A 13,075-nucleotide genomic window follows, 5' to 3' on the forward strand; every position below is an offset into this window, starting at 1 on the left:
CTTAGATCTTTCCGAATATCCCCTGGGGCCGAATACCGAGTACGACGAGGAATACCCCGTATCCAACGAGGAGCTGGTATCCCGGGCCCACGAAGTGGGCGCCCAGCGTCTGGGACACGGCCAGAATGACCCCGCCGGCCAAGGTCCCTTTGACGCTCCCCACCCCTCCGATAATGATGACCCCGAATGCGATGATCAGGTACTGGGCCCCGGTATGGGGATAAAAAGTGAAAGTCATCCCCACCAGGACGCCCGCAATCGCTGCGGTCATCATGGCGATACCCATGGCGTAGGCATAGATGTGCTTGGTGTTGATCCCCATCAACCGGGCACCGATCTCATCATCCGAGGCCGCCCGAATGGCCCGCCCGAGATAGGTGAACTTGAAGAAGGCCTGGAGCCCGAAAATGACGGCCACCCCAATCACGAAGTCCACGAAATAGATCACCGGCAGGTTCAATGATCCTCCAAGGTCCATCGTCTTGACGGAGAGCCCTGTCATCAAGCTCCTGGCGTCCGGAGTGAAAACCAGGAGAAGAAAATTCTGAATTATGATGGAAAGCCCGAAGGCCACCAGGAGCGGCGGCTCCATTTCCTTTCCAAGGACCCGGTTCAGCAGGAAACCCTGGACGAAAAAACCGACGAAGAACATGACCGGAACGACGGCGAAAAGAGTCAGGAGGGGACTGATGCCTAACCAGGAAACCAGCACCAGGCTGAGATAGCTCCCCAGGATCATGAGATCGCCATGGGCCAGGTTGACCAGCTTGACGATACCGAACATGGTGGACATGCCGAGGGCGATCACGGCGTAGAGACCGCCCAGCAGTATTCCATTAAGGATCGGTTGAATAAGACTTTCCAAGGGCTTCTCCCCCCTTGAGTCAAACTCCGAAATAGGCCTTCTTCACCTGGTCTTCGGAAAGGGCGGAGGGCTTCCCTTCCAGGGCGATTCTCCCCTCGAGCATGACGTAGGCCCGATCCGCGGCCTTTAGGCTGCGCTTGACGTCCTGCTCCACGAGGACGATCGTGATGCCCTCCTGGTTGATTTTCACGAGCCGCTTGTAAATATCCTTGATGATTACCGGCGCAAGCCCGAGGGAGATCTCGTCGCAGAGCATCAACTTCGGCTCACTCATCATGGCCCGGGCCACGGCCAGCATCTGCTGTTCCCCCCCGCTGAGGGTATCCGCCATCTGGTGGCGCCTTTCCTTCAAACGGGGGAACAGCTCGTAGAGCCTTTCCAGGACCTCCCCCTTCCTGGAGCGCGCCCTTGGAATATAGGAGCCCATCACGAGGTTCTCGTAAACGCTGAGACGTGCGAAGACACGCCTTCCTTCCGGGACGAGGGTCATTCCCATGGGAACGATCTGGTGGGGAGAAAGTCCGTCTACCCTCTTCCCGTTGAACTCGATGGTTCCCTCGCTGGGACGCATCAATCCCGCCACGGTGTTCAAGAGGGTGGATTTCCCGGCCCCGTTCGCCCCGATCACCGAAACGATCTCCCCCTTTCTTACTTCGAGGGAGACGTCCCAGAGGGCCTTGAAATCTCCGTAATGGACCTCCAGATCATTCACCTTCAGGGCTGTTTCTCCATTCACTCCTCTTCCTCCGCTCCGAGGTAACACTCCAGGACCTCCTCGGAACCCATCACTTCCTTGGGATCGCCGCAGTGAAGCCACCGCCCTTCCGAAATCACCAGCAACCGGTCCACACCCTCAGACATCATCATCAGGATGTGCTCGATCCAAAGAATGGTGATTCCCTGCCTCTGGATCTCTTTCACGATGCCGATGACCTGTTCCGTTTCGGCCTCGGTAAGCCCTCCCGCGACCTCGTCGAGAAGGATGAGTTTCGGCCGGGTGGCCAGGGCACGGCCCAGTTCCAGCTTCTTTCGATCCAGGAGGGGAAGGCCGCCAGCCAGCCTGTCCTTCAAAGGATGAAGGCCGATCAGATCCATGATCTCGAGTACCTCCACTCGGGCCTCCCTCTCCTTGAGGCCGCCTCCGTGCACGGCTGCCACCAGCAGGTTCTCGAAAAGGGTCATCTTGCCGAAGGGGCGAGGAATCTGGTAGGTGCGGCCCATTCCGAGCCGGCACCTCTTGGAGGGGGACAACCAGGTGATGTCTCCCCCCCCGAAGGTGATGGTGCCGCTCTCCGGTTTAAGGATGCCGGTCAGGAGGTTGAAAACCGTGGTCTTTCCAGCCCCGTTGGGCCCCATCAAACCCAGGATCTCTCCCTCCCTGACCTCGAAAGACAGGTTATCCACCACCACCAGTTTTCCGAAAGTCTTTCGCAGATTCCTCGCTACCAGGATATCCGTCATCAGCCCTCCCATGAAAGGTGAGGATCTCCCCCCATCGGTACGCCTTCCCCCGGTCCAGAGCAACGGGAGCCTCCGACCCTCGCGGATAAAGGGCCTTGTCATCCCCCGGGTCAGGGACTCTCCTCTCCCTTTTCCGATCCATGGTTCCTGAGTTTCTTCACCAACTCGAATCCTTTCGTGGAAGACACCTCGTGGAAATGGATTTCCGGGGGGTCATCGGCCATGTCCATCACGGCCAGGATCTTCAGGAAATCATCGGAGAGTACATGTCGCTTGAGATCCGCCGGGGAATTCCATTCCTCCACCAGGATGAGGTCGTCATCGTTGTTCACGTCAGAGTAAAGCCGAATGCCCTTGCATCCGGGCTGTACCGAGATCGGCCCGGAAAAGGACTCGAAGATGTTGATGACATCGGATCTCTTAGAAGACGGGACCTTTACGGTCAAAACCACCAGATACATCCCGGGAACCTTTCACTTTCCTCGATCTCTTGCTCCTTACGCGAACATCCCAATAAGGGGTCCCTTCTTTAACGAAATCAAGATTCCTGCCAAAAAAATCGGCGGCCGGAAATACGTTCCAAGCCGCCGATATCAAAGCTTTTCTATTCCCTAAGGAAAAGAGGTCCGGACAAACACCGGGAATTGCTTGCGTGAAATGTCGCGAGTTTCGCAATATATCGCAGATCACCTTGGCCTTTCGATGTCGAGTCTTTTCATTCTTGATCTCAGGGTAGACTCCTTCAGGCCCAGGAGTTCCGCGGCGCCCCTCCTTCCACTCACACGCCAGCCTGTCTTTTCCAGGGTCTTTACAATGTACTGCCTTTCAACCTCTTCGAGTGTCTTGATCTCCTCCGGATTGGAAACCTCCGTTTCCAGCCGGTCGATGATCAGGGTTTCTCCGTTGCTCAGGATCAACGCCCTCTCAATGACATTCCTCAGTTCCCTCACATTTCCCGGCCATGAATAGCCCTGCAGGAATTCCATGGTTTTCTTGGGGATGTGCTTGATGGATTTTCCCATGCTCTGGGAAAACTCCTCTACAAAGGCCCAGACGAGGAGAGGGATATCCTCCCTGCGCTCCCTCAAGGGCGGCAAGGTGATGGGGAACACATTCAAGCGGTAATAGAGGTCCCTCCTGAATTTCTTCTCCTTGACCAGTTCGGCGAGGTCGTGGTTGGTGGCGGCGATCACCCGGACGTCCACGGAGATCGTCTCCGGGCTCCCGAGCCGTTCGAATTTGTTGTCCTGTAAGACCCGCAACAGCTTGGCCTGGAGTTCGAGGGGGAGATCTCCTACCTCGTCAAGGAAAATCGTAGAACCGTCAGCCGCTTCGAAACGCCCCACCTGCTTGGAGACGGCACCGGTAAAGGCCCCCTTTTCCCGCCCGAACAACTCGCTCTCGATCAGGGTGGCCGGGAGAGCGGCGCAGTTTACCTTGATCATGGACCGGCCTTTGCGGGGGCTCATGTTGTGAATCGCCCGTGCCAGGAGTTCCTTTCCAGTACCCGTCTCACCCAGGATGAGGACGCAGGTATCCTCCTTGGCCACTTTTTCGGCGGCGCTCAGAACCTTTTTGATGGCAAGGCTCTCCCCGATGATCTCCTCATGCCTGTAACGGATCTCGATCTCCTGGCGGAGATAGATGTTTTCTTCTTCCAGGCGGTTCTTCAGGGCCTTGATCTCCTCGAAGGCCCTTTTCAGGTTTTTCTCCGCCTCCTTCCTCTCCGTGATATCCCGGGTCAAGGAAAGAAACAGGGCCTGGTTCCCCAGGTTCAGACGGCCCAGGCGGACCTCGACGGGAAACCTGCTCCCGTCCTTTCGCCGATGAACACCTTCAAAGGTGATGTACTGGCCTGGAGACAGGGAATTCCAAAAGCGCGGTTTGTGCCGCTTGTGGCCGACTTCGATATCCACGTCCGAGATCTTCATTTCCAGGAGTTCTTCCCGGGTGTAACCCAGGCTCTCGCAGGCCTGCCGGTTGACATCGAATATCTTGCCGTTGAAGTCGTGGATAAAGAAGGCGTCACCGGCCTGTTCCACGAGCATCCTGAACCGCTTCTCGCTTTCGTGGAGGGAATTCTCGGCCTCCTTTCTTTTCGTGACATCCACGATGAAAGCCTCGTGAAAAACCGCACGGGAATTTTTCAAGATCACCCGAGCGCTCAGACTGATCCAGATGGCTCTTCCATTCCGGCCCAGGGCTTCCACCTCTACCCCGTCCACGAAGCCCTTTTCCTTCATCTCCTGCAGAATGTTCTCTCTGTCTTCGGGATTCAAAAAGAGGATCGATTCATTGGGAATGGCTTCCATGAATTCTTGAGGTGAGGAAAAGCCGAATATATTGGCAAGCTTCCGATTCACCAGGAGGATCTTCCCTTCTTCGGTGGAACGCAATATCCCGACAAGGGCATTGTCTATGAGGTTCTGGAATCGTTTCCTCCTTGCGGAAACGGAATTTTCCACGCCGGGTCTCTTTGCGATCGCTCTCTCGAGTCTCGCCAGCCTCTGCTCCAATTCTTCGTAATTGGGTATCTTTCCCATGTCCTGCTGCCTCCCTGGGGTGGGGGAAGAAAATACGGGGTTAAATCTCGCAAACGTGGGACAAGGGGTCCGGAGGATTTGTTGCATTTGAATAGACAACTATGGGTCGATAAAACCCGTCAGGTTCCGGACTTTTTCGGTTGTATTTATCTGCGATTTCCCATTCACGAGAGAAACGGCATTTTTATTCACAAAGGATCTACCTGGAGTTTAATATTAGAATTAACATGTTTTCTCTCTTAATAAAACAGGTTATGGGCTCTGAGCCGCTCGAAGCTTCCCCTTGATCCTCCCCTAATCCCTTGAAATAACCAGGCCGGAAAATTCGGAATCAAACAAAAAAACCCAGTGAGTGGGTATTTCAATGCGATATCTGTCTCCAACCCGGAATAGAGCACCCGGATCCCTGCCGGCATGGAAAAAAGGAATCCAACGCCGGGTTTTGGCTTTTTTCGAACTTCTTTAAGGGTTGACGCCCTTTTGCACAGGAAATTCCTTTTGTGTTAAGATGAAAGACTTTCATAATCGTTTTCCCCAGAAAAATTCGATCCAGGCGGTACAATACCGCGCGCTTGGGGTACCCGGCCGGTTCAGGGAGATCTTGATTCCGCCGGCATCCTGCGGAATCCGAAAAGGGAGACATAATCATGGCCGATTTTCACCAGGAAGGCATCATCACGACCCTCCACGGGCTATACGAGGCCTTTGACCGAGAAGAATACTTGGATATACTTGAACGGAAGCTGGAGGAATACGCGCGTCACGTCCACATCAGCCTCCTTCTCCCTTCCCTTTATTCTGAGATCCAAAACCCCGTTGCCCTCGACCAGATCCTGGAAGAAATCGGAAAGGTGAATTACCTTCACAGGGTCGTTGTGGCCCTCGGCGGCGCCCAGGAAGAATCCAAGTTCCGGAAAGCGAAAAAGTATTTCAGCCGGCTCCGGAAACCCGACCTGGATGTAAAGGTGGTATGGGTCGAAGGGTCGCGTATTCAAAAGGTATTACAGGAGATCCAGGAGAGGGACATCTCCACGGGTGTACAGGGGAAGGGTCAATCTGTCTGGGTCGCCCTTGGTTATCTTTTCGCCAAGGAGGACTGCCACGTCATCGCCCTTCATGATTGTGACATCCTTACCTATGACCGCATCCTCCTCGGGCGGCTCATAGAACCCACGGCCAATCCCAACAACGACTTCGAGTTCTGCAAGGGATACTATCCGCGGATCTCGCCTGAGGAGCGCACCATGAAGGGCCGGGTCACCCGGATCTTCGTAACCCCCTTTGTGGACACCATGAGCCGCATAATGCGAGAGAGGGGAATGAACGAACTTCGCCGCTTTTTCAGCTACCATCGGACCTTCAACTATCCCCTCGCCGGGGAAATCAGTTTCGTGACCCGACTCGCCCGTGGCATCAGCATCGCTTACGACTGGGGGCTCGAAGTGAGCACCCTCTCGGAAGTTTACAAAAGGGTCATTCCCCCAAAGATCGCCCAGATAGATCTCGCCCCCAACTACGACCACAAGCACCAGGAACTGTCCCAGGAGGACGCCGGGAAAGGTCTTCACAGGATGGTCGTGGATATCGCCAAATTCTTCCTGAACTATGTCCGATCCCACGGATTCCCCTTGGACGATGCCACCGTGGATATGATCCTCCATTCCTATTACGAGAACACCCTGGGCTTCATCAAGAGTTACAGCGACGATGCGGAAGTGAACGGTCTCTACTATGACCGGTACCAGGAAGAACTGACGGCCCAATACTTTCGAGGGTTCCTCTGGACGGCCTGGGAGCAGATCAAGGGACCCCATCAAAGCACCCTTATCCCTCCCTGGAACCGGGTCGCATACAGTGTCCCCAATATCTACAACATGCTCCTTGAGGCGGTTGAGACGGACAACGCTTGAGGGGCCTCCATCTTAAATCGGTAGTAACATTTTGCCCTTATGAAATACATGAATAGAGGATCAGCATCCTTTCTATGTTCGAAAGTCTCCCCGGCTGGTCTTTTTAGGCGACTAATCTGCGGGGGATCCCTGCCCCCTCCGCATTCTCGACTTCCTCGAGCTGCGGTTTCCCCCACGGATAAGTCACCAAAAGACGGCGCCCTTACGACAGTCACCCCGAAAGGATACTGACCCTCTATCGACAGGTTAGAAAAGAGCTAAGCTGTTACAATCGGTACGATCGATCACTAAAAAGGTTCTTCCTATGAAATCGAAGCTGAAGGTGCTTTTCCTTTCCCCGGAAGCCGTACCCTTTGCCAAGACGGGAGGGCTGGCCGACGTCGCCGGGGCCTTGCCGCGGGCCCTGAAGGCCCTGGGGATCGACGTCCGTCTTGTTCTCCCCTATTATCGTTCGGTACGAAGAAAGGATTTCCATGTCCGGCCTTTCAAAGAAAGGCTGTCCATTGCCCTGGGCAGGGAAAAACTTCCCGCGAAGATTTTCGAAACATCTACTGAAGATGGAATCCCGGTTTACCTCTTAGAGAGGGAAGATCTCTACGACCGGCCCAACCTTTACGGAAATACGGAGGGAGATTACTATGACAACCTGGAGCGCTTTACCTTTTTCACCCGGGGTGCGCTCGAAATTGCCAGGCACCTCTCCTTCCGCCCCCACGTCATCCATTGCAACGACTGGCAATGCGGCCTGGTTCCCGCCCTCCTAAAGGGGCCTTACCGAAACGATTCGAAGCTCGGATCCCCGTACGTGGTGTTCACGATCCACAATCTGGCCTACCAGGGATTGTTTCCCGGCGAAAAGCTGCCTGTAACAGGGCTCTCTCCCAAAGAATTTTTCCACCCGGAGGGCCTGGAGTTTTTCGATAATATCAGCCTCCTCAAGGCAGGTATAGTTTACTCTCGGGCCGTTACCACCGTGAGCCCAACCTACGCCAAGGAGATCCAAACCCCGGAATACGGCGCAGGAATGGAAGGCATCCTCAGGAAAAGGAAGAAGGACCTTTACGGCATCCTCAACGGTGCGGACTACGACCACTGGGACCCGGCCCGGGACCCCTGTCTCCCGGCCCGCTACACCCCGGAACATTTAACCCCTAAAAAGGCCTGCAAAAAGGCCCTGATTGAAGAGATGGGCCTGGAGTCTTCCCTCCTGAAAAGGCCCCTCCTGGGCATGGTGACTCGACTTGACCGTCAGAAAGGCCTGGATCTACTCATTGCTGTCCTGGATGAGGTCATGGCCCTGGACGTTGGGCTGGTAATATTGGGCTCCGGGAATGAAAAGATCCAACGAGACCTTCGGGAGGCCGCAGGACGCTACCCGCGGCGGTTCGGGCTTTCTCTTGGTTTCAACGAGCCCCTGGCCCGCAGGGTCCTGGCCGGCGCGGATCTCCTGCTCATCCCGTCCCGGTATGAACCGTGCGGGCTGACCCAAATGTACGCCCTTAAGTACGGGACCGTACCCTTGGTAAGGGCTACCGGCGGACTGGAGGATACGGTCACACCCTTTAGTCCATCCACAGGGAAGGGGACCGGGTTCAAATTCCGCCCTTTCGACGGAAAGGCCTTTCTGAAAGCACTGAAAAAGGGCATCCGGCTCTTCCAGAGAAAGGATCTCTGGGAGATCATTATGCGAAACGGCATGGCGGAGGACTTCTCCTGGACCCGATCGGCCCGGGAATATGTTAGACTTTATCATGGCCTGCTCAAGAAACGCCGAGGAAAAACAAATGCCTGAACCTGTTCGCACGGACATCAGTCTGTTGAGTGAAGAAGATCTTCACCTGTTCAATGAAGGCAACCATTTTCGTCTTTACGAGAAGCTGGGGGCCCACACTATGGGGCACGACGGAGAGCAGGGGACCTATTTCGCCGTCTGGGCGCCGGATGCGGAGCAGATATTCGTCATCGGGGATTTCAATGGATGGGACAAAACGAGTCATCCCTTGCGCCCCAGGGGCCGATCGGGGATCTGGGAGGGTTTCATAGCTGGGGTAACCAAGGGGGATACTTACAAGTTCCACGTCCGGTCCCGCTATCATCTTTACCGAGCGGACAAGGCCGATCCTTTTGCTTTTTACACCGAGGTGCCCCCGCGGACCGCCTCCCGGGTCTGGGACCTTGATTACCCTTGGAACGATCGGGAATGGATGACTCATCGTGAAGAACGCATGCGACCTGAGGCTCCGATGGCAATCTACGAGGTCCACCTCGGATCCTGGGCAAGGGTTTCCGAAGAGGGGAACCGGTCCCTGACATACAGGGAGATGGCACCCAGGCTCGTTGAACATGTGAGGGAAATGGGGTTCACCCACGTGGAATTTCTCCCTGTCATGGAACACCCCTTTTATGGTTCCTGGGGATACCAGACCTTGGGCTATTTTGCACCCACCAGCCGTTACGGGACGCCCCAGGACTTCATGTTCCTTATCGATACCCTCCACCAGGAGGGCATCGGTGTCATCCTGGACTGGGTCCCGTCTCACTTTCCTACGGATGAGCACGGGCTCGGCTTCTTCGACGGCACCCATCTCTATGAACACGAGGATCCCCGCAAGAGCATCCATCCGGAATGGAACAGCTTTATCTTCAACTACGGAAGAAACGAGGTCCGAAGCTTCCTGATCAGCAGCGCTCTTTTCTGGCTGGACAAGTACCATGTGGACGGGTTTCGTGTGGACGCCGTGGCCTCCATGCTCTACCTGGACTACGGGCGAAAGGATGGAGAATGGATCCCGAATCCTTACGGGGGAAGGGAAAACATCGACGCCATCGCCTTTTTGAAAAAACTTAACGAAGAAATCTACCGAAACTATCCCCAGGTGCAGACCATTGCCGAGGAATCCACGGATTGGCCCATGGTATCCAGGCCGACTTACCTGGGTGGACTGGGATTCGGCATGAAATGGGACATGGGTTGGATGCACGACACGCTGCAATACATGTCAAAGGACCCCATCCACAGGGGCTACCACCATGACAAGCTGACCTTTAGAATGCTCTACGCCTTTCATGAAAACTTCGTGCTCCCGTTATCCCACGACGAGGTCGTATACGGAAAGGGCTCTCTCCTCAGGAAGATGCCCGGGGACGAATGGCAGAAATTCGCCAACCTGCGGCTCCTCTTCGGATACATGTACGCCCTGCCCGGGAAAAAGCTTCTATTCATGGGATTAGAGTTCGGCCAATGGAACGAATGGGACCACGAGACAAGCCTCCAGTGGCACCTGCTGGAATCTCCCCTCCACCTCGGGATTTCACAATGGGTGCGGGACCTCAACTTCCTCTACCGGGAAGATCCCTCCCTCCACGAACTGGATTTTGATCCGGAGGGTTTCGAGTGGGTGGACTGCACCGACTCCCATGCCTCTGTCGTAAGCCTGCTCCGTAAGGACCGATCCAACAAGAATCCTCTTCTCATCGTCTGCAACTTCACCCCGGTCCCCCGGATCGGTTACCGGATCGGAGTCCCGAACGGAGGGTTCTGGAGGGAAATCCTGAACAGTGACGCCAGGGAGTACGGTGGAAGCGGATTGGGGAACATGGGAGGGATGGAGGCTGAGCCTGTTCCGGCCCATGGCAGGGGGTTTTCCCTGAACCTGACACTCCCCCCATTAGGAGTGCTTTATTTCAAGGGGGTGGCGATTGCTCGGGGCCATGATAAAATGGATGAAACACCGACACTCGAACCCTCGACCCCTTGAACCTTACAGGACCAAACCGAGAACCGGAGTCTTCTATCAGGTGACGGGATTATTTGCTCTCTGAGGATAAACCGAAGAGGCGTTAAATCCGATGGAAAAATACATTTGCATCCATGGCCACTTCTACCAGCCCCCCAGGGAAAACCCCTGGATCGAGGCCGTGGATCTGCAGGACTCGGCTTACCCTTACCACGATTGGAATTGCAGGATCACAGCGGAATGTTATGCCCCGAACGCGAAGTCCAGGATCCTTGATGAAAAAAACAGAATCGTCCACCTGGTCAACAATTATTCCAGGATCAGCTTCAACTTCGGCCCCACCCTGCTCTCGTGGATTGAAGTGAATGTTCCCTGGGTCTATGAGGCTATCTTAGAGGCCGACCGGGAGAGCATGAAACGCTGCTCGGGTCATGGAGCCGCCCTGGCCCAGGGTTATAATCACCTCATCCTCCCCCTTGCCAACCACCGGGACAAGGTCACCCAGGTGCTTTGGGGAATTCGGGACTTCGAGCACCGCTTCGGGAGGCCTCCCGAAGGGATGTGGCTTCCGGAGACGGCCGTCGACCTGGAGACCCTGGATATCCTTGCCGAACAAGGCATTCTTTTTACGATCCTGGCGCCCCATCAAGCCAAAAGCGTCCGTCCCATCGGGGAGAAGGAGTGGCGGGATGCGGGCAAGGGGAAGATCGACCCGACCATGGCTTATAGCCTCACCCTCCCTTCTGGCCGCTCCATCGCCCTCTTCTTTTACAACGGAGGTCTTTCCCGGGCCGTCGCCTTTGAAAACCTTCTGGAAAACGGTGAGATGTTCGCCCGGCGCCTCATGGAGGCCTTCTCCAAGGACCGCGACCATCATCAACTCGTCCACATCGCCACGGATGGAGAGAGTTACGGACATCATCACCGCTTCGGAGACATGGCCCTGGCCTATGCTTTGAACATCATAGAGCATGACGGTTCCGTAAGGCTCACCAACTACGGGGAATTCCTGGAAAAACACCCTCCCACCTGGGAGGTGAAGATCGCTGAAAACACATCCTGGAGCTGTGCCCATGGGGTGGAGCGATGGCGGGAGCACTGCGGCTGCCACACGGGAACCCATCCCGAATGGAACCAGCGCTGGCGGAGGCCCCTGAGGGAGGCCCTTGACCGGCTTCGGGATTCCCTGGTCCCCGCATTCGAGGAAAAGGCCGGGATCTTTCTGCGAGATCCCTGGAAGGCCAGGGACGACTATATTGATATCGTTCTCGACCGGTCCCCATCAACCCTCGCGGCCTTCCTCGAAAGGCACGGGATCCGACACCTAAGGCCTGAGGAGACGCGGGTCCTTCTCCAACTGCTGGAGCTCCAGCGGTACGCCCTGCTCATGTATACGAGCTGCGGCTGGTTCTTTGACGAACTCACGGGCATAGAGACCCTCCAGGTCCTCCAGTACGCAGGCAGGGTCCTCCAGTTGGCCCGGGAGGCCCTGGGTATGGATCTCGAGGGGCCTTTTCTGGAGATCCTGGGGCGAGCCCAGAGCAACTTGCCCGAATACGGGGACGGCCGGCAGGTCTTCCGGGAATTCGTGGAACCGGCGGTGGCTGATCTCCACAGTGTCTGCGCCCATTATGCCCTCAGCTCCCTTTTCAGGGATTATGAGGAAAAAGCCCGCATTTATTGTTACGACGTCCGTAGGGAGGACCAAAAAGCGGCCCGGTCCGGAAAGACCCGTCTCCTGGCCGGTAAGGCGGAATTGACCTCCCGGATCACCACCGAATCCGCCCGTCTTGTATTTTGCGCCCTTCACCTTGGAGACCACAACATGGTCTGTGGGATCCGGGAATTCCGGGATGAAACCGCGTATCAGGCCCTTCTGGGAGAAATTTTCCAGGCCTTCGAAGGTGGAGACGTTCCGAGCACTATCCGCCGAATGGACGCCCGTTTCGCCCCCTTCACCTATACTTTGAAATCCCTTTTTCGGGACGAACAAAGGCGGATTCTCCGTCTAATCATGTCCCCCGTGCTGGCGGAGGCGGAGAATGCCTACCGGCAGCTCTATGAATATTATGGCTCCATGATCCGCTTTCTCAAGGCCACGAAAAACCCCATCCCCAGGGCCCTCTCCATCGCCGTTGAATTCGTGATCAACGCAGACCTCAAGCGGGCCTTTGAAAAGCGGCCCCTTGATCCCGGTCGGATCAACGATCTCCTGAAAGAGGCCCGGCTCACGGGTTCTTCCCTCAAGGGGGAAACCCTCGAATACGCCTTGAGGAAATCCCTGGAAGCCATGGCGGAGGATCTTTCCCGTTCTCCCCGTGATCTGGAGAGGCTCCGGGAACTCGCAACCGCCCTGAAAATCCTTAACACACTTCCCTTCCAGGTCAATCTCTGGACCATTCAGAACACCTGTTACGACATCCTGGAAATAAGCTATGAAGCCATGAAAATGAAAGCCGAGCAGGGGGACAAGACCGCCGCTGAATGGATGCTGAACTTCTCTACCCTGGCGAAGAAACTTTCGATCCGGCTCCCGGAAGGGACCTGACCCTGGAGCGG

Annotated in this window: 9 protein-coding genes; 4 read left to right on the plus strand and 5 right to left on the minus strand. The window is 55.8% G+C overall.

Annotation, left to right across the window (positions count from 1 at the left end; all coding sequences use genetic code 11):
• Position 1: 1 nt before the first annotated feature.
• The 5 genes from JRF57_03390 to JRF57_03410 all read right to left on the minus strand — a co-directional run bounded on the left by JRF57_03390 (position 2) and on the right by JRF57_03410 (position 4,869).
• Positions 2-853, minus strand: coding sequence for a branched-chain amino acid ABC transporter permease (locus JRF57_03390; GenBank protein ID MBW2302738.1), 852 nt, complete (start codon positions 851-853; stop codon positions 2-4).
• Positions 854-884: 31 nt separating this feature from the next.
• Complete coding sequence (locus tag JRF57_03395; protein MBW2302739.1) at positions 885-1,583, minus strand: ABC transporter ATP-binding protein; 699 nt, start codon at positions 1,581-1,583, stop codon at positions 885-887.
• 14 nt (positions 1,584-1,597) lie between these two features.
• On the minus strand, positions 1,598-2,326 hold the full coding sequence (locus JRF57_03400; GenBank protein MBW2302740.1) for an ABC transporter ATP-binding protein: 729 nt from the start codon (positions 2,324-2,326) through the stop codon (positions 1,598-1,600).
• A 110-nt stretch (positions 2,327-2,436) separates the two neighbouring features.
• Entirely contained in the window at positions 2,437-2,778 is a 342-nt protein-coding gene (locus JRF57_03405) for an antibiotic biosynthesis monooxygenase (GenBank protein MBW2302741.1), read from the minus strand.
• 234 nt (positions 2,779-3,012) lie between these two features.
• Positions 3,013-4,869: a sigma 54-interacting transcriptional regulator gene (locus JRF57_03410; protein MBW2302742.1), complete on the minus strand. Its 1,857-nt coding sequence runs from the start codon at positions 4,867-4,869 to the stop codon at positions 3,013-3,015.
• A gap of 647 nt (positions 4,870-5,516) precedes the next feature.
• Between JRF57_03410 and JRF57_03415 the strand changes: the two genes are divergently transcribed.
• The 4 genes from JRF57_03415 (at position 5,517) to JRF57_03430 (ending at position 13,064) form a co-directional block, all read left to right on the plus strand.
• Positions 5,517-6,779, plus strand: coding sequence for a glycosyl transferase (locus JRF57_03415; GenBank protein ID MBW2302743.1), 1,263 nt, complete (start codon positions 5,517-5,519; stop codon positions 6,777-6,779).
• A 316-nt stretch (positions 6,780-7,095) separates the two neighbouring features.
• Positions 7,096-8,571 (plus strand): glycogen synthase GlgA, encoded by a 1,476-nt coding sequence (glgA, locus tag JRF57_03420; GenBank protein MBW2302744.1) that lies wholly within the window; start codon positions 7,096-7,098, stop codon positions 8,569-8,571.
• The gene (gene glgB, locus JRF57_03425; GenBank protein ID MBW2302745.1) at positions 8,564-10,537 is read left to right on the plus strand and encodes a 1,4-alpha-glucan branching protein GlgB; all 1,974 of its coding nucleotides are present in this window, start codon (positions 8,564-8,566) and stop codon (positions 10,535-10,537) included. The genes glgA and glgB overlap by 8 nt, the downstream gene beginning before the upstream one ends.
• Positions 10,538-10,628: 91 nt before the next feature.
• Positions 10,629-13,064 (plus strand): DUF3536 domain-containing protein, encoded by a 2,436-nt coding sequence (locus JRF57_03430; protein ID MBW2302746.1) that lies wholly within the window; start codon positions 10,629-10,631, stop codon positions 13,062-13,064.
• Positions 13,065-13,075 lie beyond the last annotated feature (11 nt).

The organism is Deltaproteobacteria bacterium (assembly GCA_019310525.1).
Lineage (GTDB): Bacteria > Desulfobacterota > DSM-4660 > Desulfatiglandales > HGW-15 > JAFDEE01.

Excerpts from the sequence above, each read along its gene's own strand:
- JRF57_03400 (MBW2302740.1), bottom strand. The coding sequence starts at position 2,326 with ATGACGGATATCCTGGTAGCGAGGAATCTGCGAAAGACTTTCGGAAAA.
- JRF57_03415 (MBW2302743.1), top strand. The coding sequence starts at position 5,517 with ATGGCCGATTTTCACCAGGAAGGCATCATCACGACCCTCCACGGGCTA.
- JRF57_03410 (MBW2302742.1), bottom strand. The coding sequence starts at position 4,869 with ATGGGAAAGATACCCAATTACGAAGAATTGGAGCAGAGGCTGGCGAGA.
- JRF57_03430 (MBW2302746.1), top strand. The coding sequence starts at position 10,629 with ATGGAAAAATACATTTGCATCCATGGCCACTTCTACCAGCCCCCCAGG.
- glgB (MBW2302745.1), top strand. The coding sequence starts at position 8,564 with ATGCCTGAACCTGTTCGCACGGACATCAGTCTGTTGAGTGAAGAAGAT.